This is a genomic window from Variovorax sp. LjRoot84, assembly GCF_964254305.1.
Classification (GTDB): Bacteria; Pseudomonadota; Gammaproteobacteria; order Burkholderiales; family Burkholderiaceae_C; genus Variovorax.
This window is the reverse complement of sequence record NZ_CAXUTE020000001.1, coordinates 438,323-457,741: the sequence shown is the minus strand read 5'-3', so window position 1 is coordinate 457,741 and position 19,419 is coordinate 438,323. Positions and strand designations below refer to the sequence as shown.

The 19,419-nt window shown below is 67.3% G+C and carries 19 protein-coding genes; 15 read left to right on the top strand and 4 right to left on the bottom strand.

Annotation, left to right across the window (positions count from 1 at the left end; translation table 11 throughout):
• Nucleotides 1-2: 2 nt before the first annotated feature.
• On the bottom strand, nt 3-503 hold the full coding sequence (locus ACSQ9I_RS02395) for an ATP synthase subunit I (RefSeq protein ID WP_436302551.1): 501 nt from the start codon (nt 501-503) through the stop codon (nt 3-5).
• A gap of 171 nt (nt 504-674) precedes the next feature.
• On the opposite strand from ACSQ9I_RS02395, the gene ACSQ9I_RS02390 reads away from it, so the two are divergent.
• From ACSQ9I_RS02390 to ACSQ9I_RS02335, 12 genes are all read left to right on the top strand, one after another.
• Complete coding sequence (locus ACSQ9I_RS02390; protein ID WP_436312149.1) at nt 675-1,580, top strand: aminotransferase class IV; 906 nt, start codon at nt 675-677, stop codon at nt 1,578-1,580.
• Entirely contained in the window at nt 1,577-1,873 is a 297-nt protein-coding gene (locus ACSQ9I_RS02385) for a YbeD family protein (RefSeq protein WP_093104854.1), read from the top strand. The genes ACSQ9I_RS02390 and ACSQ9I_RS02385 overlap by 4 nt, the downstream gene beginning before the upstream one ends.
• The gene (gene lipB / locus ACSQ9I_RS02380; protein ID WP_436315698.1) at nt 1,870-2,550 is read left to right on the top strand and encodes a lipoyl(octanoyl) transferase LipB; all 681 of its coding nucleotides are present in this window, start codon (nt 1,870-1,872) and stop codon (nt 2,548-2,550) included. Before ACSQ9I_RS02385 ends, lipB begins: the two co-directional genes overlap by 4 nt.
• A gap of 19 nt (nt 2,551-2,569) precedes the next feature.
• On the top strand, nt 2,570-3,553 hold the full coding sequence (gene lipA / locus ACSQ9I_RS02375) for a lipoyl synthase (protein WP_436312148.1): 984 nt from the start codon (nt 2,570-2,572) through the stop codon (nt 3,551-3,553).
• Nucleotides 3,554-3,952: 399 nt separating this feature from the next.
• The gene (locus ACSQ9I_RS02370; protein WP_436315697.1) at nt 3,953-4,363 is read left to right on the top strand and encodes a type IV pilin protein; all 411 of its coding nucleotides are present in this window, start codon (nt 3,953-3,955) and stop codon (nt 4,361-4,363) included.
• Nucleotides 4,354-4,836 carry a GspH/FimT family pseudopilin gene (locus ACSQ9I_RS02365; RefSeq protein ID WP_436312147.1) on the top strand — a complete coding sequence of 161 codons (483 nt, stop codon included), beginning with the start codon at nt 4,354-4,356 and terminating at the stop codon, nt 4,834-4,836. Before ACSQ9I_RS02370 ends, ACSQ9I_RS02365 begins: the two co-directional genes overlap by 10 nt.
• Before the next feature lie 33 nt (nt 4,837-4,869).
• A complete protein-coding gene (pilV, locus tag ACSQ9I_RS02360) occupies nt 4,870-5,445 on the top strand; it encodes a type IV pilus modification protein PilV (RefSeq protein ID WP_436312146.1) in 576 nt (191 codons plus the stop codon).
• A gap of 8 nt (nt 5,446-5,453) precedes the next feature.
• Nucleotides 5,454-6,512 carry a PilW family protein gene (locus ACSQ9I_RS02355; RefSeq protein WP_436312145.1) on the top strand — a complete coding sequence of 353 codons (1,059 nt, stop codon included), beginning with the start codon at nt 5,454-5,456 and terminating at the stop codon, nt 6,510-6,512.
• On the top strand, nt 6,509-7,060 hold the full coding sequence (locus ACSQ9I_RS02350; protein ID WP_436312144.1) for a pilus assembly PilX family protein: 552 nt from the start codon (nt 6,509-6,511) through the stop codon (nt 7,058-7,060). Before ACSQ9I_RS02355 ends, ACSQ9I_RS02350 begins: the two co-directional genes overlap by 4 nt.
• A 19-nt stretch (nt 7,061-7,079) precedes the next feature.
• Entirely contained in the window at nt 7,080-10,391 is a 3,312-nt protein-coding gene (locus ACSQ9I_RS02345; RefSeq protein ID WP_436312143.1) for a pilus assembly protein, read from the top strand.
• A 102-nt stretch (nt 10,392-10,493) separates the two neighbouring features.
• The gene (locus ACSQ9I_RS02340) at nt 10,494-12,041 is read left to right on the top strand and encodes a class I adenylate-forming enzyme family protein (RefSeq protein ID WP_436312142.1); all 1,548 of its coding nucleotides are present in this window, start codon (nt 10,494-10,496) and stop codon (nt 12,039-12,041) included.
• Complete coding sequence (locus tag ACSQ9I_RS02335; RefSeq protein ID WP_436312141.1) at nt 12,019-13,140, top strand: SLC13 family permease; 1,122 nt, start codon at nt 12,019-12,021, stop codon at nt 13,138-13,140. Before ACSQ9I_RS02340 ends, ACSQ9I_RS02335 begins: the two co-directional genes overlap by 23 nt.
• Here the strand turns inward: ACSQ9I_RS02335 and ACSQ9I_RS02330 are convergent.
• Genes ACSQ9I_RS02330 through pcaB form a run of 3 tightly spaced genes read right to left on the bottom strand, consistent with a single transcriptional unit; the run spans nt 13,127 to nt 16,946 of the window.
• Nucleotides 13,127-14,542, bottom strand: a complete 1,416-nt coding sequence (locus ACSQ9I_RS02330; RefSeq protein ID WP_436312140.1) for a class II fumarate hydratase — start codon at nt 14,540-14,542, stop codon at nt 13,127-13,129. The genes ACSQ9I_RS02335 and ACSQ9I_RS02330 overlap by 14 nt on opposite strands.
• Nucleotides 14,543-14,546: 4 nt before the next feature.
• Nucleotides 14,547-15,524 carry a tripartite tricarboxylate transporter substrate binding protein BugD gene (locus tag ACSQ9I_RS02325; protein ID WP_436312139.1) on the bottom strand — a complete coding sequence of 326 codons (978 nt, stop codon included), beginning with the start codon at nt 15,522-15,524 and terminating at the stop codon, nt 14,547-14,549.
• Nucleotides 15,525-15,569: 45 nt separating this feature from the next.
• Nucleotides 15,570-16,946 (bottom strand): 3-carboxy-cis,cis-muconate cycloisomerase, encoded by a 1,377-nt coding sequence (gene pcaB, locus ACSQ9I_RS02320; RefSeq protein ID WP_436312138.1) that lies wholly within the window; start codon nt 16,944-16,946, stop codon nt 15,570-15,572.
• A gap of 94 nt (nt 16,947-17,040) precedes the next feature.
• Between pcaB and ACSQ9I_RS02315 the strand changes: the two genes are divergently transcribed.
• The 3 genes from ACSQ9I_RS02315 (at nt 17,041) to ACSQ9I_RS02305 (ending at nt 19,407) form a co-directional block, all read left to right on the top strand.
• The gene (locus tag ACSQ9I_RS02315; RefSeq protein WP_436312137.1) at nt 17,041-17,772 is read left to right on the top strand and encodes a GntR family transcriptional regulator; all 732 of its coding nucleotides are present in this window, start codon (nt 17,041-17,043) and stop codon (nt 17,770-17,772) included.
• Between the two features lie 25 nt (nt 17,773-17,797).
• Nucleotides 17,798-18,496 (top strand): AraC family transcriptional regulator, encoded by a 699-nt coding sequence (locus ACSQ9I_RS02310; protein WP_436312136.1) that lies wholly within the window; start codon nt 17,798-17,800, stop codon nt 18,494-18,496.
• A 65-nt stretch (nt 18,497-18,561) separates the two neighbouring features.
• Complete coding sequence (locus ACSQ9I_RS02305; protein WP_436312135.1) at nt 18,562-19,407, top strand: DMT family transporter; 846 nt, start codon at nt 18,562-18,564, stop codon at nt 19,405-19,407.
• Nucleotides 19,408-19,419 lie beyond the last annotated feature (12 nt).

Below are 19,419 nucleotides of genomic sequence, written 5' to 3'. Positions count from 1 at the left end.
CGTTACTCGTCTTTAAGTTTCAAGCGCCGGGGAGCCAGCATCACCGCCACCCACGCCGCCTTCATTGTCACCACCAGGCCCACCAGCATCGCCGGCCAGCTCAGCGCCGTTACCAGCCTTGGCGCGGCGATCAGCATCGCCACCGTCAAGGCCATCTTGACCATTTCCCACAAGAAGAATCCGAACACCGCAGTGCCCGGATTCAGGGAAGAGAACCTTCCGGTGAGCCCCCGCGCGAACACCGCAGCGGGAATGACCACTGCCAGTGCGCCGTATCCGGCGGACCACCCCAGATTTTGCCTCCCTGTCAGGCCCCAGGCGGCCAACGCCACCAGCAGCCCCGCTCCGACCTGAACCGCGATCACGCGCCAGGGCGAGATCGACGGCTTCTTTTCGCGCAGCCGCTGGGCCTCTTCGGCGGTCAACGGCTTGAAGTCAGCATCCGGGTCTTGAGCGTCCTCTCGGACTTCCCTCTCTCTCACATCGCGGGCGATTGTTTTCATTTCGAATGAAGCCCGGATGACGACCCAGAATTTCTACAAAGCCATTGATTATAAGTAAAAACCCATGGCTCTCCGCCATGTTCCGGGCCGAGCTCGCAAAACATCCTTGCCCCGCGCTGCGGCAAGCGCGAGACGTTGGAAAGCACCGGAGTGCCCCCACCATAATCTCTTATGCACCCGATCACCGACGCCCTCCCCGACTCGCTCTGCTTCCTCGACGGCAGCTACGCGCCGCTGCGCGACACCAAGGTCAGCGTGCTCGACCGCGGCTTCATCTTCGGCGACGGCGTCTATGAAGTGGTGCCGGTCTATGGCGGCGTGCCTTTCTGCTTCGAGGAACACATGGCGCGGCTGGACCGCTCGCTGGGCGAGCTGCGCATCGCCAATCCGTTGACGCATGGGCAGTGGCACGCGATTGCGATGCGTCTCGTCGAGGCCAGCCCGCCTTCCGAGCGCGCGGCCGTGCAGGCCATCTACATCCAGGTCACGCGCGGCGTGGCCCCGCGCGAGCATGCGATGGTGCAGGGCCTCGTGCCCACCGTCTTCATCATGCTGAACCCGATGAAGCCGGTGTCCGATGCGGCGCGCGCCAAGGGCGTCGCTTGCGTGAGCGCGCACGACTTCCGCTGGCAGAAGGCCCACATCAAGAGCACCAGCCTGCTGGGCGCGGTGCTGGCGCGGCAGATCAGCGTCGAGGCCGGCGCGGCCGAGACCATCATGTTCCGCGGCGACTGGCTCAGCGAGGCCTCGTCGAGCAACGTCTGGGTGGTGAAGGACGGCGCGGTCTACGGACCGCCCAAGGACGAGCTGGTGCTGGCCGGCATCCGCTACGGCCTGATCGAGCGCATCTGCGCCGAAGCCGGCATCCCCTTCTCGCTGCGCCGCATCGCGCGCGACGAGGTCTTCGGCGCCGACGAACTCTTGCTGTCCTCGGCCAGCAAGGAAGTGCTGCCGGTGGTCACGCTCGACGGCCAATCGATCGGCAACGGCCGCCCCGGCCCGATCTTCCAGACGCTGCATGCGGGCTACCAGAGGGCCATCGAGCGCAGCGCGCAAGAGCAAGGAGTTCCTGCATGAGCACAGCCCCCGACACCCCACCGATCGACGCGCGCAAGGAGTCGCTGATCGAGTACCCCTCGCAGTTTCCGATCAAGGTCATGGGCGTCAAGGCCGATGGCTTCGTGCACGCGGTCACGCTGATCGCCGAGCAGTTCGATCCGAACTTCGACGCCAGCACCATCGAGCTGCGCAACAGCAAGGCCGGCAACTACCTCGGCGTGACCATCACCGTCACCGCCACCAGCCGCGAGCAGCTCGACGCCATCTACATGGCGCTGTCCGCACACCCGATGGTGAAGGTGGTGCTCTGAGCACAGCCCTCGAGGCCGTGTGGCTCGGCCGCGTCGACTATGCGCCGACCTACGCGGCGATGCAGCAGGCGACGCGGGAGCGCACGCCCGACACCGCCGACGCGCTCTGGATCTGCGAGCACCCACCGGTCTATACCCAGGGCCTGGCCGGCAAGGCCGACCACGTGCTGAACCCCGGCGACATCCCCGTCGTGCAGACCGACCGCGGTGGCCAGGTGACCTACCACGGCCCCGGCCAGGTGGTGGCTTATCCGCTGGTCGACCTGCGGCGCGCCGGCTACTACGTGAAGGAATACGTCTACCGCATCGAGGAGTCGGTGATCCGCACGCTGGCGCACTTCGGCGTCACCGGCCACCGCGTGGGCGGCGCGCCGGGCATCTATGTGCGGCTTGACGACCCGTTCTCGCATGCCGCGCTGACCGGCCCGACGCAACCCGCCGACCCCTTCCGCGGCCTGGGCAAGATCGCCGCGCTGGGCATCAAGGTCAGCCGCCATTGCACCTACCACGGCGTCGCGCTCAACGTCGCGATGGACCTGGAACCCTTCTCGCGCATCAACCCCTGCGGCTACGCAGGGCTCGAAACCGTCGATCTTTCTACAATCGGCGTTCAAACAACCTGGGACGAAGCCGCGCAGGTGCTGGCCAGCAAGCTGGCCGCCTACCTCGCGCCTTGAGCCCCACTCAAGAGAAGCCATGAGCACCCTCGAAGTCGTCCGCGATGCCCAAGGTCCCGACAGCTACAACCCCCTGGCCAAGCAGAAGGCCGCGGCCAAGCTGTCGCGCATCCCCGTCAAGGTGATCCAGCAGGGCGAGGTGCTCAAGAAGCCCGACTGGATCCGCGTCAGGGCCGGCAGCCCGACCACCCGCTTCTACGAGATCAAGCAGATCCTGCGCGAGAGCAACCTGCACACGGTGTGCGAGGAAGCGTCTTGCCCCAACATCGGCGAGTGCTTCGGCAACGGCACCGCCACCTTCATGATCATGGGCGACAAGTGCACGCGGCGCTGCCCCTTCTGCGACGTCGGCCACGGCCGGCCCGATCCGCTGGACAAGGACGAGCCGCTCAACCTCGCGAAGACCATCGCCAAGCTGCGCCTCAAGTACGTGGTGATCACCAGCGTCGACCGCGACGACCTGCGCGACGGCGGCAGCCAGCATTTCGTCGACTGCATCCGCAACATCCGCGAGCTCTCGCCGCAGACGCAGATCGAGATCCTGGTGCCCGACTTCCGCGGCCGCGACGACCGCGCGCTGGAAATCCTCAAGGCCGCGCCGCCGGACGTGATGAACCACAACCTGGAGACCGCGCCGCGCCTCTACAAGGAAGCGCGCCCCGGCAGCGACTACCAGTTCAGCCTCAACCTCTTGAAGAAGTTCAAGGCCCTGCATCCCGAGGTGCCGACCAAGAGCGGCATCATGGTCGGCCTCGGCGAGACCGACGAAGAGATCCTGCAGGTCATGCGTGACATGCGCGCGCACGACATCGACATGCTGACCATCGGCCAGTACCTCGCGCCCAGCAGCAGCCACCTGCCGGTGCGCCGCTACGTGCATCCCGACACATTCAAGATGTTCGAGGAAGAGGCCTCCAAGATGGGCTTCAGCCATGCGGCGGTCGGCGCGATGGTGCGCAGCAGCTACCACGCCGACCAGCAGGCGCACGCGGCCGGCGTCTAGGCCCGGCTAGGCCTCGACCGGAAGCCCGCTTGGGGCTTCAGCGCGCGAGCGCATTCGCCTGTGCCAACAAGTGCCTTGCGCGCTCGGCCTGCTCAACGTAAAAAACCCACTGCGGAATTCTCGAGGCGCAAGCAGATCGCGTCAGCCGCGTCCTGTGCGCGCGCCTCCTTTTTCGTCCATCTCGCAGGCCTCGAAGGCTGCGCCTTCACTCGCCCCGCCCAGGCGTGAACTTGTGCGCGAAAAGCCTTGTCGTCGAATGTGAATTTTTCACATTGTTACCTTACAGTCACGTTTTGACTTTCTGGGCGCTCGAAGGGATTGGCCTCCATGCATCAGTTTCTGGAACTGCCGTCGACTGCATTCACGCTGCCAAGCCGGCGTGGGCGCTGCAATGGGCAAATGCAATCGCGTGGCTTCACCCTGATCGAGTTGATGGTGACGGTGGCAATCGTCGCCATCCTGGCCGCGATCGCCTATCCCTCCTACACCAATTACATCGTTCGTTCTAATCGATCGGCCGCCCAGGGCTACATGCTCGAGCTCAGCAACTTGGAGCAGCGCTACCTTCTGGACGCGCGGAGCTACGCCCCGAATCTGGCTGCGTTGAACTATCCACCTCCGTCGAACGTGTCGTCCAACTACTCGTTCACGGCGGTCCCCAAGGCCGGCACGACACCGCCGGGATTCACGATCACCGCCACGCCGATCGGCGCTCAGCTCGCCAGGGACACCGCCTGCGCGACGCTGACCATCGACGAAGCGGGAGTGAAGACTGCGTCGGGCACCAGCGGAGCTGCGGGATGCTGGTAAGCCCTCGCCGCACGCGCCGCCACGTGCGCGGCTTCACGCTGATCGAACTGGTCACCGTGATCACGGTGATGGGCGTCCTCGCTGCGCTTGCGCTCCCCTCGTTTCGCGCCTTCGTTGCGAACCAGCGCATCCGCAACGTTTCCTTCGACTTGATGGCGGCGCTCACGCTCGCTCGCAGCGAAGCCGTGACCCGCAATCGCAGCGTCAATCTGGCGAAGACAGGCGGCGCCTGGGATGAAGGCTGGACAGTGAAGGAAGGCACCAACGTCTTCCACAGCCAGCAGGCCTACAAGAACCTCGCCATCAGCGACTCGAGCGACCTCGACGTCATCACCTATGGCAAGGACGGCCGCGCCGTGACCACGAGCACCAAGTTCACCATCGCGCCGTCGGCCACCATGGCAGGCGTCAATTCGCGCTGCATCTCCATCGGGCTGAGTGGCGTGCCGAGCAGCAGCATGGGGGCTTGCTAGATGCCGCCGCGCATTCCGGCTCGCGCGCGCCGCATGGCCGCCCCCCAGCATGGGGTCGCACTGATCGAAGTCCTGGTCACGCTCGTGATCCTGCTCTTCGGGCTGCTCGGCCTGGCAGGCGTGAGCAGCCGCGCCAACGTTGCCGAGATGGAGGCCTACCAGCGGATCAAAGCCTTGCAGCTCGTGCAGGACATGGCCGATCGTCTCAATGCGAACCGGAAGGTCGCGAGCTGCTATTCGAATGGTGCCACCGGCGTGCAGTTGAGCGCGACCAGCACCACCGTGCCGGCCTGCACCGCCGGCAACGTGCAGCAGCAAACCCAGGTTGCTGCCGATCTCACGGCCTGGAAAGACTTGATCGATGGCCAAGCCGAAAACCAGTCGGGCGCCAAGCTCGGCGCCATGATCGGCGCCATCGGCTGCGTGACCCTCGACGACGCCGCCAACAACATCTATCTGATCGCCGTGTCGTGGCAAGGCCTGGCCAAGACGGCCGCGCCGACGCTGGCCGATGGCAGCACCGCGTTTCCCTGCGGTAACGGCGCCTACGGAGACGAAAAATTGCACCGCGTGGTCACGACCAAGGTGCGAATCGGGGCGTTGTCGTGAGAGCGCGCATGCACTCCGGCTACCGGCGGCACAACCGCGGCTTCACGCTGGTCGAGCTGATGGTGGCCATCATGCTCGGCCTGTTCCTGATGATCGGCCTGATCAGCTTGCTGGTCTCGACCTTGGGCTCGCGCTCCGAGCTCGACAAGACCGGGCGCCAGATCGAAAACGGCCGCTACGCACTCCAGGTGCTCAGTGAAGACATCCAGATGGCCGGTTTCGTCGGCGCTTCCTCGAGCACCGCTTTCGCGACCGTGGCGCCGGTGGCCTGCCCCACGAACATCGCCGCCCTCGGCTACTTCGCAATGACGAGCCCGGGCACCTCCACCGTTCCCCTGCCGATCCACGGACTGAGCAGCACGCCGAGCTGCATCAGCGATGTCATGGCGGGCACCGCGATGCTGATCGTCACGCGCGTCAACACCAACCCCGTGACTCCCGCATCGGCAGTCGCGGCCGAGGCCTACCTGCAGGTTTCGAGCTGCGCCAACGACACGCTGCCCTTCGCGGCTGCAGCCGGCGCCTCCGCGGCCAGCTTCCCGCTGATGCAGAAGGACTGCCTGCCGAGCAAGCTTGCGCCGCTGCGCAAGATCGTGCAGCACGTGTACTTCGTGAGCACCTGCAATGTGTGCGGCACCGACACCATTCCCACCCTCAAGATGGCCGAGTACCTGGACGGCGAGATGAAGATCACCCCGCTGGTCGAAGGCATCGAGAACCTGCAGCTCGACTACGGCATCGACATGGACGCCAACGGCTCCCCGGACTGCTACACCAGCAATCCGGCCAGCCCGCCGGCGACGGAAATCGCCGTCGCGGTGTGCCCGCAAACCACGCCGGCCTACGACTGGACCGTGGCGCTGACCAACTGGGCCAACGTGATGGCCATTCGCATCCACGTGCTGGCGCGCAACACCGAGCCCAGCGGCGGCTGGACGGACGCCAGAACCTACGACATGGGCCTGGCCGTGCCGGCCGCAGGCCCCTTCAACGACCGCATCAAGCGCCACGTCTACAGCACGGTCGCGCGCCTGTACAACAGCTCGGGCCAGAGGGAAACACCATGAACCGCTCCAGGCGCAGCGCCGCGCCGCGCATGCAGGCCGGCGCCACCTTGCTGGTCTCGATGATCTTTCTGATGGTGATCACGCTGATCGTCGTTTCGTCCATCAAGGCCGTCAACGTCAACACCAAGCTGGTCGGCAACATGCAGACCCAGAAGGAGGCCGGCGCGGCGGCACAGCAGGCGATCGAAAGCACGATCAGCGCCGACTTCACTTCGCTGCCGGTGGACAGCACGTCGGTGATAGACATCAACAACAGCGGCCAGGCCGGCTCGGCCTACACCGTGGTCGTGCCGGCACCGCTTTGTACCGGCGTCAAGGCGATCAAGCTGAGCGAGTTGGACGCCACCAACACGGATGACCAGCCCTGCTATGCCAGCGGCGCTTCGCAGAACACGGGCATCGTCGGCTCGGGTGCGAGCGGCAATTCGCTGTGCTCGCACTCGAACTGGGAAGTCAATGCCACCGCCACGCCGCCCGGGAGCACGGAGCCGGCCCCGACCGTGCACCAGGGCATCGCCGTGCGCGTGGCCGTTGGCGCCGCATGCTGATCAATCAGGAGTAGGACCGATGCGCCCCTCGCAATTTTCACAACTGGGTGCCTTGGCCCTGCTGACCCTGGCCAGCGCCGCGGTACGGGCCGAGGACATCGACATCTACCAGGGCACGTCTGGCGGCGGCATCCCGAACATGCTGATCATTCTCGACAACGCGGCGGCGGCCAGTGCGAGTTCGAGCTTCACATGCCCATCCCTGACGGTCAACGACCCGAACAAGAACCTCGGCTTCGAACAATGCGGCCTGCACAGCGCGGTCTCCAAGATCGGGAGCAACGCGGCACTCAACGGCAACATCAATCTGGGCTTGATGTACTTCCCGGGGGGCCCCACCGACGGCGGCACCTTCGTCCAGCCCCCACCATCGCCGGCGCCCGGCTCGCTGCTTCTCATGGAGGGCACCAGCTCCGACAACAGCAAGGACCTCGGCAAGATGCTCCGGCGCATCGAGGCGCTGAGTCTCAGCACCGACAAGGGCAACAACAACCAGATCGCGCAGGCGATGCAGGAAGCCTGGGCCTTCTACCAGGGCAAGACCGGCCTCTCGGGCACCAGCTACCCAGGGCTGGCGAACCAGCAAGCCTGCGGCAAGAACTTTGTTCTCTACATCACGCTCGCCACCAGCAACCAGAAGCCGCAGGACGGCGGCAACCTGGGCGGCACGGCCTTGCAGGCCGCAGAAGGCTTGAGCACACTGCCTGCGCAATTGGCGCTGCCGGGCTGGAAGTCGCCGCTTTCCTCTAAAACGGCCTCCGGCAAGTACCGCAGCGACTATGCGGACGAATGGGCGAACTTCATGTACACGGGCAGTTCGCCCAATCTTGCGACGACGTATCCGGGGATCACGACCTACACCATCATCCTCAGCGATGGCAGCAATCCCGACTACGAACAGCTCATGGTCAGCATGGCCGAACAGGGCGGCGGAAAGCATTTCCTGGTAGCGCTCGGAGACGTCCAGGGCCTGGTCGACGCCATCGTCCAGATCTTCAACGAGGTGCAGGCCGTCAACAGCGTGTTCGCGGCGCCGGTGCTGCCGGTGAGCGCCAACACGCAAGGCACCTACCTCAACCAGATCTACATGGGCATGTTCCGCCCCGACGGCGACGTCAACCCGCGCTGGCAGGGCAACCTCAAGCAATACCAGTTCGGCGTCGACATCACCGACCCGACGGCGCCGCAGTTGTTCCTCGCCGACGCCTCCTGGGGCACGTACTCGATCGGCACCAACGCCAACCGGGCACTGAGCGCAGCGGGCACGGGCTTCATCTCGCCCTCGGCAGTGAGCTTCTGGACCTCCAAGTCCATCGCTTCCCTGCCCGACTCCCAGGGCGGCTTCTGGCTCAACGCCTTCAAGGAGCAAGGCGCCAAGGACGGGTACGACTGGGAGGATGGGCAGGTCGTCGAGAAGGGTGGCGTCGGGCAACAGATTCGGCTCAAGTACCTGACAGACAGCTATTCGGCCACCTCGGCCGTCACGACGCCGACCACCGCGCGCAACGTATTCACCTGCATCGGCACCGGTTGCAGCACCAATGCGGCCTTGAGCACGATGCCCTTCAAGGCCGACAACACGAATCTCAGCTCGACCGCCCTGGGCATCACGGACAGCAAGGTGACCCCGGCCAACCTGATCAACTGGGTCCGCGGGGAAGACACCTACGCGGCCGGCGACGCCGCGGCGGGCCGGGAATCGAGCAGCCCGCCCGACGCCAGCATCAAGATCCGCGGCTCCGTGCACGGCGACGTCCTGCATTCCCGCCCCGCGGTGATCAACTACGGCGGCACGACCGGCGTGGTGGTGTTCTACGGCGCCAACGACGGCATGTTCCGCGCCATCAACGGCAACCAGCCGAACAACCCCACCGACACCAGCAAGCCCAAGGGCAACTGCACGGTGTCGTCGACCTGCGCCCTCACCATGAAGGACGCGACCGGCGCCACCACCAGCATCCCGCCGGGCGGCGAGTTGTGGAGCTTCGTGCCCTCGGAGTTCTACCCGGGCCTGCAGCGGCTCTACGAAAACGGTCCGACCCTGAAGCTGGGCACCTTGACCACCGGCACCCCGAAGAACTACTTCTTCGACGGCGCACCCAGCGTCTACCAGAACAGCGCAACCGGGAAGGCCTACATCTTCCTCTCGGCGCGCCGCGGCGGCCGCCTGCTCTATGCGCTCGACGTGAGCGATCCCACGAACCCCAAGTTCATGTGGAAGCGCAGCAATGCCGACACAGGCTTCGCGGAACTCGGGCAGACATGGTCGCAGCCGAAGGTGGCCATGATCAAGGGCCATGCCAACCCGGTGCTGATCTTCGGTGCGGGCTACGACACCAACGAGGATGTCGAGCCGCCCAACGCCGACACCATGGGCCGCGGGATCTTCATCGTCGACGCGGTGACCGGCAACGTGCTGTGGCAGGCCGGCCCGGGCGGCGCAGGCAGCAGCTGCACGGGCAACCCTTGCAAGCTGGCCGAGATGACTTACTCGATCCCCGCCGACGTCACGCTGGTGGATCGCGACTTCGATGGCCTCATCGACCGGCTCTATGCGGCCGATACCGGCGGCAACATCTGGCGCGTGGACCTTCAGCCCACCGGCAGCGGCGACATGAGCACCTGGCAGGCCACCCACCTCGCCGCTCTGGGCGGAAGCGGCGCCACCAAGCGCAAGTTCTTCTTTTCCCCGGACGTGGTGCTGACGAAGAATTACGACGTGGTGCTCGACATCACCGGTGACCGGGAGCACCCGCTGCTGCCCCATCAGGCCACCAACATCGTGAACCGCTTCTACATGATCAAGGACACCAAGGTCGGCATGAGCGCGAGCGGCTGGACGCCGGTGCGCGACGACACCAGCAGCAGCGCCGACCTCGCGCCGACGGCGCTGTTCAAGGCCACCAACACGATTCCGTACGACGGCTCGCTCAACGGCTTCTACGTCACCCTGGCCGGGGCTGGAGAAAAAGGCGTGAACGCGCCGACGACCGTCGGCGGCCTGGTCTACTTCGGCACCAACCAGCCCATCGTTCCCAGCAGCACCACCTGCCAGGCCAATCTCGGCACGGCACGCAGCTACTCGGTGAACTTCCTCACCGGCGCTTCGAGCTTCCGTGTGCTCGATGGCGGCGGGCTGGCGCCGTCGCCCGTGTTCGGCATCGTCACGGTCAACGTCGGCGGCACGGACCGCCAGCTGCCCTTCCTGATCGGCGGCGGCGGCGGCTCCGGCGCCGACGGCAAGTCCGGCCTGGGGGCGCAAAAGCCGATCATCCCGATCAAGAACGTACGGAAACGGACCTACTGGTATCGAGAGACGGACGCCCGCTGAGGCGGCGGATGCCGAAGCCGGCGTCCGATCACCTCCTGCCGTTGGCATCCTTGGCCGCCAGGACTTCGGTATCCTGTGCGTGCCACATCCTTCTCACCACGTATGACCGACTTCCAGGCGGCGATGGACCGCGACTTCGGCGTCATCGCCGAGCTGATCCGGCGCCACGCGCATGAATCATCCGAGCGGCCCGCGCTGATCGACGGCACGCGCACGCTGAGCTACGGCGCGCTCGACGCGCTGATGGACCGCATCGCGGCCAGCCTCCAGCGCGACGGCCTGCGCGCAGGCGATGCGATCGCGGTCTGTGCCGCATCGAGCGTGAACTACGCGGCCGTGTTCCTGGGCGCCCTGCGCGCCGGCATCGCGGTCGCGCCGCTGGCGCCCGGCTCCACCCCCGCCAGCCTGGCGCGCATGATCGAGGACGCCGAGGCGCGCATTCTCTTCGTCGATGCGGCCGCAGCCGAGGTGATCGGCGATGCGGCAGCAGCAGGCGTCCCGCGCATCGCGCTCGACGGCTGCGCGGCCGGGCGCGAACTTGAAGCTTGGCTCGCACCGGCCGGTACGCGACCCGCCGCCGTGGAGCCGCAGCCTGCCTGGCCCTTCAACATCATCTATTCCTCGGGCACCACCGGCGAGCCCAAGGGCATCGTGCAGGGCCACGGCATGCGCTGGGCCCATGTGCGGCGCGGCGCGAAGTACGAATACGGGCGCGACACGGTCACGCTGCTGTCGACGCCGCTCTACTCCAACACCACGCTGGTGGTGTTCTTCCCGACCATCGCGTACGGCGGCTGCGTGATCCTGATGCCGAAGTTCGATGCGGCCGGCTATCTGTTGCTGGCCGAGCAGTATCGCGTGACGCACACGATGCTGGTGCCGGTGCAGTACCAGCGCCTGATGGCGCATCCGGCCTTCGATGCGCACGATCTCTCGAGCTTCCGCTTCAAGTTCAGCACCAGCGCGCCTTTCAACGCGGCGCTGAAGGCCGACGTGCTCAAACGCTGGCCCGGCGGCCTGATCGAGTTCTACGGCATGACCGAGGGCGGCGGCACCTGCATCCTCGAGGCGCATCTGCACCCGGACAAGCTGCATACGGTCGGCCAGCCGGCCGAGGGCAGCGACATCCGCTTGATCGACGAAAGCGGCCGTGAAGTCGCACCCGGCGAGGCCGGCGAAGTGGTGGGCCATTCGGCCGGCATGATGGTCGGCTACCACCGCCAACCGGAGAAGACGCGCGAAGCCGAATGGTTCGACCCCGCGGGCAAGCGCTTCATCCGCACCGGCGACGTCGGACGCTTCGACGACGAAGGCTTCCTCACGCTCTTCGACCGCAAGAAGGACATGATCATCAGCGGCGGCTTCAACATCTACCCGAGCGATCTCGAGGCGGTGTTGCGCGGCCATGCGGCGGTGGCCGACGTCGCGGTGATCGGCGTGCCCTCCGAGCAATGGGGCGAGACGCCGGTGGCCTTCGTGGTGCGGCGCGCGGGCGACGACACCGACGCCGATGCGCTGCTGCAATGGGCCAATGCCCAGCTCGGCAAGACGCAGCGCCTCGCGCGCCTGCAGCTCATTGACGAGCTTCCGCGCAGCGCGATCGGCAAGGTGCTCAAGCGCGAGCTGCGTGAGCGCGATACCGCGCGCTGAAGCCGCGCCCGTGCACGGCGGCGGCAACACGCTGCTGTGGGTGCTGGCGCTGGTCGCCTTCGGGTTCGCGATCGCACGGCCGCGTGCGCCGGCGGACTACCTGCTGCTGATCGACTGGCAGACCATCGGCGCGCTGGCCGGCCTGCTGGTCATCACCCAGGGCGTGGAGAAGAGCGGAATGCTGCAGGCCGCCGCCGCGCGGCTGCTCGCGCGCACCACCGAGCTGCGAAGCCTGGTCTTTCTGCTCACCGCGAGCGCGGCGCTGCTCTCGGCGCTGGTCACCAACGACGTGAGCCTGTTCCTGCTGGTGCCGCTCACGCGCGTGCTGGCGGCGCAGGCGCATCTGCCGCTCGCGCGGCTGGTGGTGCTGGAGGCGCTGGCCGTCAACGCGGGCTCCGCGCTCACGCCGATCGGCAATCCGGAGAACCTCTTTCTCTGGCATCGCTCGGGCGAGAGCTTCTTCGGCTTCATGGGCATGATGGCGCCGACCGTGGCGCTGATGTTGTTCTGGCTCTTCCTCGCCATCCGCTTCCTGGTGCCGCGCGCGCCGATCCTGCTCAAGCCGGCCGGCGATGCGGCGCCGATGCAGCCGCGGCTGCTCGCCCTGTCGGGGCTGCTCTTCGTCGGCTTCGTGATCGCGCTCGATCGCCATTGGCTGGCGGCCGGGTTGGCCGTCGTGTTCGGCGCCTTCCTGCTGCTGCGCCCGCGCGTGCTGCTCGGCGTCGACGGGGCGCTGCTCGCGATCATCGCGCTGATGTTCGTCGATTTGCGGCAGCTGGCCGAGCTGCCCGCCGTCGCATCGCTGCTGGGCCAATGGACCATCGGCGAAGGCTGGCGCGCCTACCTCGCCGCGATCCTCGCCTCGCAGTTCATCAGCAACGTGCCCGCGGCCATCCTGCTGGAGCGCTACGTGCACGACCTGCCGGCGCTGGCGGCCGGCGTCAGCGTGGGCGGTTTCGGCTGCGTGCTGGGGTCGCTCGCCAACCTGATCGCCTTGCGCCTGGCCAAGGTGCCGCACGGGCTGCGCGAGTTCCATCGCATCAGCATTCCCTTTCTGCTGGTGTGCGCGGCCTCGGCGCTACTGCTCAGGCTCGGCTAGCCGCCGGCTTGCCTGGAAGCCCGGCCATCGCCGACGGATCGACCAGCCGGTCGTACTCCGCGGCACTCAGGAAGCCCAGCGCGACGGCCGCATCCCGCGGGCTCATGTTCCGCTCCAGCGCGGTTGCCGTGATCTTCGCGACCCGGTCGTAGCCCAGCACGGGATTGAGCGCGGTCACCAGCAGCAGCGCGTTGGCTACATGGGCGGCCAAGCGTGGCCTGTCGACCTCGATGTCCTTCACCATCCGCTCGGCGAACACGCGGGCGCTGTCGGCCAGCACGCGGATCGACTGCAGCAGGTTGTGGATCAGCACCGGCTTGGCGACGTTGAGCTCGAAGTTCCCCGACGCGCCGGCCATGGTGATGGTGACGTGGTTGCCCATCACCTGCAGGCTCGCCTGCGCCACTACTTCAGCGATCGTCGGGTTGCGCTTGCCCGGCATGATCGAACTGGTCAGCCCGTCGTCCGGGATCACGAGTTCACCCAGCCCGCATCGCGGCCCCGAGCCGAGCAGGCGGATGTCGTTGGCGATCTTGACCAGCGAAGCCGCGACGACGTTGAGCGCGCCCGAGACCTCGACCAGTGTGTCGTGCGCCGCCATGCCTTCGAACTTGCTGGGATTCGGCACGAAGGCTGTGCCGGCCAATGCGCTCAGCTCCTCGCAAAAGGCGACATCGAAGCCCGGCGGTGCATTGAGCCCGGTGCCCGCCGCGGTGCCGCCCTGCGCCAGCAGGCACAGGCGCGGCAAGGTGGCATCGATGCGGTCGATGCCGTGGCCGATCTGGCGGGCGAAGGCATCGAAGGCCTGGCCCATGGTCATCGGCACCGCATCCATCAGGTGCGTGCGCGCGATCTTCAGCACGTCGGCGAAGGCCGCGGCGCGCTCGTCCAGCCGTTGACGCAACAGCATCAACGCGGGCCGCAACCGATGCGTGAGTTCCAGCGTCGCCGCCAGGTGCATCACGGTCGGAAAGCTGTCGTTGGACGATTGCGATGCGTTGACGTGGTCGTTGGGATGCACCGGCGCGCGTGTGCCCAGCGGCTGGCCCAGCAGCTCGTTGGCGCGGTTGGCGATCACCTCGTTCGCGTTCATGTTCGTCTGCGTGCCCGACCCTGTTTGCCACACGGTGAGCGGAAAGTGATCGTCGAAGCGGCCGGCGCGCAGATCCTCGGCGGCGGCGACGATCTTCTGCGCCAACGCCGCGTCGAGCGCGCCGCAGCGCAGGTTGGCACGCGCGGCGGCCATCTTCTGCAAGCCGAAGGCATGGATCAGGCAAGCGGGGAAGCGCTCCTCGCCGATCTCGAAGACGCCCAGCGCGCGCTGCGTTTGCGCACCCCAGTAGCGGTCGGCCGGAATCTCGACCGGACCGAAGGTATCGTGCTCCACCCGCATGGCCGGCATGGGTTCAGTCCAGGGAGATGTTGGTCTTGGCCGCGACCGCTTTCCAGCGCGCCACCTCCGCCTCGGTGTGCTTGCCCAGCGAGGCGCCGGTGTACTGCTCGGCCGGCAGCATCTGGATCGCCTGGCTGCTCATCTTGTCCGCGAAGGCCTTGTCGGTCATGACCTTCAGGTAGGCCTGCTGGACCTTGTCGAGCGCGGCCTTGGGTGTTCCCTTGGGCGCGTAGATGCCGTACCAGGTCGATGCCTCGAAGCCGGGCAGCACGGTCTCGGCCAGCGTCGGCACATCCTTCAGTTGCGGCAGGCGCACCTTCGAGGTGACGGCGAGTGCGCGCACCTTGGCCTCGGTGATCTGCGGCAGCGCAGTGTTGGTCTGGTCGAAGATGCCGTCGACCTGCCCGCCGATCACGTCAACCAATGCCGGCCCCGCGCCCTTGTACGGCACCAGCGTGACCTTGATGCCGGCCGCACTCGCGACCAGCGCCGCGATCAGGTGCGAACTGGATCCCACGCCGGCGTTGCTGATGAAGAGCTTGTCGGGATTCTTCTTGCCAAAGTCGATCAGCCCCTCGATGTTCCTGGCCGGATGCTCCTTGCGCACCATCAGCACCAGCGGCGTGTCGGGAAAGCGGAACACGGGCTCGAAGTCCTTCACCGGGTCGTAGTTCAGCTTCTTGTAGAGCGCGGGCGCGGCGCCCATGTAGCCCATGTGGCCGACCAGCATGGTGTAGCCGTCGGGCGCGGCGCGCGCGGCTTTGGCTGCACCGATGGTGCCTCCTGCGCCGGGCGCGTTATCGATCACGATCGGCTGGCCGACCTCGCGCGCCACGCGCTCGGCGATGCTGCGCGCCAGCGCGTCGGTCGGTCCGCCCGCGGCAAAGGGCACGATCCACGTGATCGGCTTGGCGGGGTAGGCCTGGGCGTGCGCGGCAGCCACGGCGGCGGCGGCCGCGAATGCGCACAAAACGGTCTTGATGAAACGCATGCTCATGTCTCCTGGAATTGCAATGAAGGGTGGGGTCGGGAGAATTCAGTGCTGCGCCTTCGCCGACAGCGCAAGCGCGCGGTCCACTATCTGCGGCGCGAGGCCGAGGTAGTTGGCGGGGTCGGTCAGGCGGTCGATCGCGGCGCGGTCGAGGTGCTTCGTGACTTCGGGCAGCGCGGCCAGCGCCTCGGCCAGCGTGCCGCCCTTCTCGTTCACCGTGCGGCAGGCGTCGTAGACGAGGTCATGCGCCTGCTGGCGGCCGGTGCGGGGCGCGAGGCCCATCATCACCGCCTCGGCCACGATCAGGCCGCGGCTGATGCCGAGGTTGTGCTTCATGCGCTCGGCATCGACGACCAGGCCGCCGAGCGCGAACTTGGCCTGGTGCAGCGCACCCGCCGTGAGGATGAAGCTCTCGGGGATCGCGATCCACTCGGCATGCCATGGACCGGTGGCGCGCTCGAAGTCCTGCACCATCGCATCGACCATCAGCCCGGCGTGCTGCCGCACCGCTTTCGATGCGGCCAGCATCAGTTCGCTGGAGATCGGGTTGCGCTTCTGCGGCATCGTGCTGCTGGCGCCGCGTCCCTTGACGAAGGGCTCGTAGACCTCGGCGAACTCGGTCGAGGCCATGATCATGATGTCGAGCGCGATCTTGCCGAGCGAGCCGGTCACGAGCGCCAGCAGGTTCACTGCCTCGGCGAAGCCGTCGCGTGCCACATGCCAGGTGGTGGCGGGCACGCCCAGGCCGAGCTCTTCGGCCATCGCCTGCTGGACTTCGAAACCCTTGTCACCGAGCGAGGCCAGCGTGCCCGCGGCGCCGGCGAACTCGACCAGCGCGACGCGCGGGCGCAGCTCGGCCAGGCGCTGCTGGTGGCGATCGAACATCGCGAGCCAGATCGCGACCTTGTAGCCGAAGGTCACGGGCAGGGCCTGCTGCAGGTGGGTGCGGCCGGCCATCGGCGTGTCGCGGTGCTTCTTCGCGAGCCCGGCCAGGATGGCGCGCAATTCGCGAATGTCGGCGTCGATGCTGTCGAGCGCATCGCGCACCTGCAGCGCCACCGCGGTGTCCATGATGTCCTGCGTGGTCGCGCCCCAGTGCACATAGCGGCCGGCCTCGCCGCACATTGCCACCAGTTGATGCACCAGCGGCAGGATCGGGTAGCCGACGATGTCGGTCTCCTCGCGCATGTGGTCGAAGTCGATGCGCTCGATGGTGGATTCGCGCGCGATCGTTTCGGCCGCCTCCTGCGGGATCACGCCGACGCGTGCCTCGGCCTTCGCGAGCGCGACCTCGGCATCGATGTAGCGCTGGATCAATGCGCGGTCGGAGAAGAGCGAGCGCATCTTCGCGGTGCCGAAGGCGTCGCGGAACAGGATCGAATCGACGACGGTGCTGGCCATCGGCATGGATGAAGAGGACATGTGGACCTTGATATGTTCGGACATATTGAACTTTAATATGTCCGAACATAATCGCAACTCGGTGTTAACCCTGAGCCTCAGAATCACGCCCACGATGAACAAGCCCCGCTTCTCCGATATCGCGCGACACCTCAAGGAAGGCATCACTTCGGGCCACTACCCCGTAGGCACGCTGCTGCCGACCGAACTGGAGCTGCGCGACCACTACAAGACCAGCCGGCACACGGTGCGCGCCGCGTTGCAGGAACTGCAGCAACTGGGCCTGGTGTCGCGTCGCAAGAACGTCGGCACGCGCGTGGAGTCGGCAACGCCGCAGGTCGGCTTCCAGCAGTCGCTCGCCTCGGTCGAGGACGTGGTGCAGTTCGGAGCGACGCACGTGCGGGTGGTGCGCGAGGTCGAGACGGTCGAGGCCAAGGGCGCCTTGGCGCGCCTGCTCGGCTGCGCGGAAGGAACGGCGTGGCTGCGCATCTCCAGCCTGCGGATGGACGAAGAGCAGCCCGAGCTGCCGATCTGCTGGACCGACCTGTACATGGACCCGGCCTACGCCGACCTGGTGGAGCGGGTTCGCGATTCGCCGGAGACGCTGGTCAGCACCTTGATCGAGCAGCAGTACGGCCGGCGCGTGGTCGAGATCGTGCAGCAGCTGCAGGCACTGGAAGTGCCCGCGGCGATGGCACGGCAGTTGGGCGTGGAAACCGGCTCGGCGGCCATGCAGATCGTGCGCCGCTACCTCGATGCCGGCGGCGAGACGATCGACGTCACGGTCACCGTCCATCCGGCGGACCGCTTCTCGCTCACCATGCGGCTGCAGCGCTCGGCCGGCTGAACGGGAGGACAATCGGCGCCCTCCCATGCAGTTCAACAGCACGTCCTCGTCGCCTCCGCACGGTCTTTCGCTGCGGCGCTACGGCGCCTCGCGCGGCAGCCATGCGCACGACCATTTCCAGGTGTTGGTCGGGCTCGATGGCGTGCTGGACCTGGAGATCGAGGGACGCGGCCGACGCATCGGCGCGGGCGAGGGCTGGGTGGTGACACCCGGCGACCGGCACGACTTCGAATCGCGCGCCGGCAGCCGCTGCCTCGTGCTCGACACCACGCAGGACCTGTGGGCGCAGTGCGCGGGACGCTCGCCGATGACACCGCAGTTGCTCTCCCTGGCGCGCTACCTGGCGCTGTGCGTGACGCAGGTTTCGCCGCCCGCGGCCGCGCTGCACCATGCGCCGGCGCTGCTGCTGGAGGCCTGGGGGCCCGTGGTGCCGAACGGCCGCCGGCGCGCCATCGACTGGCCGGCCCTCGCCGCATGGGCGCAGGCGCGCTGGCACCGGCCCTTGAGCGTCGCCGACCTCGCGGCGGTCGCGTGCCTGAGCCCGAGCCAGTTCGCCCAGCGCTGCCGCGACGAGCAAGGCATGGGTGCGATGCAATGGCTGCGAAGCCAGCGCCTGCTGCAAGCGCGGCAGCTGCGCAGCGGCGGCATGAGCGTCGCGGAGACCGCGCGCCGCACGGGCTACCGTTCGCCTTCGGCGCTCACTGCCGCCCTGCGAAAGAGCTGAAACACCGTCATTGCTCGACGACGAGCCGTCGTTGTGCGACGAGCCTGCCGCTTAAGCTCGGGCGCATGTCCGCCACGCTGTACGCACTCGCCGCCATCGCCCTCTGGGGCACCCTCGCCTCGCTCGGCACTTCGCTGGCGCACCTGCCGCCCTTCCTCCTGACCGGGCTCGCGCTGATGATCGGCAGCGTCATGAGCTGGCCCGCCGTGCTGCGCAAGCGCCAGGCCTGGGCGGTGCCGGCGCGCACGCTGGCGCTGGGCGTCTACGGGCTGTTCGGCTTCCACTTTCTGCTCTTCATCGCGCTGCGCCACGCGCCGCCGGTCGAAGCCAACCTGGTCAACTACCTGTGGCCGCTCTTCATGGTCGTGCTGGCGCCGGCGCTGCTGCCGGGCGTGTGGCTGCGGCCGCTGCATGTGATCGCGGCCCTGCTGGGCTTCGCGGGCGCCGCCATCGCCATCCTCGGCACGCGCGGCGCCGGCGCGGGCTCGGCGGGCAGCGCCTACTGGGGCTTTGCGCCGGCCCTGGGCTCGGCCTTCATCTGGGCCAGCTATTCGCTGTGGACGCGGCGCGTGCCCGCGTTCCCGACCGCGGCCATCGGGCTCTTCGGCCTGGTGTCGGGCGCGCTTTCGCTCTTGTGCCACGCCCTGCTGGAGCCGGCGGCGGCGCTCACTTCGCGCGACTGGCTGCTGGTCGCGCTGTGCGGCCTCGGCCCGCTGGGCGCGGCCTTCTTCCTCTGGGACATGGCGCTCAAGCGCGGCGACGTGCGCCAGATCGGCATCCTGAGCTACATCACGCCGCTCGCCTCGACAGCGCTGCTGATGATGGTCACGGCGCGGCCGCTGAGCTGGAGCATCGCGCTCGCGGCCGCCCTGATCATCTCCGCGGCGGTGATGGGGTCGCGCGCCCGCTGAGCTCAGCCCGGC

Coding starts and splice junctions, on each gene's coding strand:
- ACSQ9I_RS02395 (WP_436302551.1), bottom strand. CDS start 503: ATGAAAACAATCGCCCGCGATGTGAGAGAGAGGGAAGTCCGAGAGGAC.
- ACSQ9I_RS02390 (WP_436312149.1), top strand. CDS start 675: ATGCACCCGATCACCGACGCCCTCCCCGACTCGCTCTGCTTCCTCGAC.
- ACSQ9I_RS02385 (WP_093104854.1), top strand. CDS start 1,577: ATGAGCACAGCCCCCGACACCCCACCGATCGACGCGCGCAAGGAGTCG.
- lipA (WP_436312148.1), top strand. CDS start 2,570: ATGAGCACCCTCGAAGTCGTCCGCGATGCCCAAGGTCCCGACAGCTAC.
- ACSQ9I_RS02370 (WP_436315697.1), top strand. CDS start 3,953: ATGCAATCGCGTGGCTTCACCCTGATCGAGTTGATGGTGACGGTGGCA.
- ACSQ9I_RS02365 (WP_436312147.1), top strand. CDS start 4,354: ATGCTGGTAAGCCCTCGCCGCACGCGCCGCCACGTGCGCGGCTTCACG.
- pilV (WP_436312146.1), top strand. CDS start 4,870: ATGGCCGCCCCCCAGCATGGGGTCGCACTGATCGAAGTCCTGGTCACG.
- ACSQ9I_RS02355 (WP_436312145.1), top strand. CDS start 5,454: ATGCACTCCGGCTACCGGCGGCACAACCGCGGCTTCACGCTGGTCGAG.
- ACSQ9I_RS02350 (WP_436312144.1), top strand. CDS start 6,509: ATGAACCGCTCCAGGCGCAGCGCCGCGCCGCGCATGCAGGCCGGCGCC.
- ACSQ9I_RS02345 (WP_436312143.1), top strand. CDS start 7,080: ATGCGCCCCTCGCAATTTTCACAACTGGGTGCCTTGGCCCTGCTGACC.
- ACSQ9I_RS02340 (WP_436312142.1), top strand. CDS start 10,494: ATGACCGACTTCCAGGCGGCGATGGACCGCGACTTCGGCGTCATCGCC.
- ACSQ9I_RS02330 (WP_436312140.1), bottom strand. CDS start 14,542: ATGCCGGCCATGCGGGTGGAGCACGATACCTTCGGTCCGGTCGAGATT.
- ACSQ9I_RS02325 (WP_436312139.1), bottom strand. CDS start 15,524: ATGCGTTTCATCAAGACCGTTTTGTGCGCATTCGCGGCCGCCGCCGCC.
- pcaB (WP_436312138.1), bottom strand. CDS start 16,946: ATGTCCTCTTCATCCATGCCGATGGCCAGCACCGTCGTCGATTCGATC.
- ACSQ9I_RS02315 (WP_436312137.1), top strand. CDS start 17,041: ATGAACAAGCCCCGCTTCTCCGATATCGCGCGACACCTCAAGGAAGGC.
- ACSQ9I_RS02310 (WP_436312136.1), top strand. CDS start 17,798: ATGCAGTTCAACAGCACGTCCTCGTCGCCTCCGCACGGTCTTTCGCTG.
- ACSQ9I_RS02305 (WP_436312135.1), top strand. CDS start 18,562: ATGTCCGCCACGCTGTACGCACTCGCCGCCATCGCCCTCTGGGGCACC.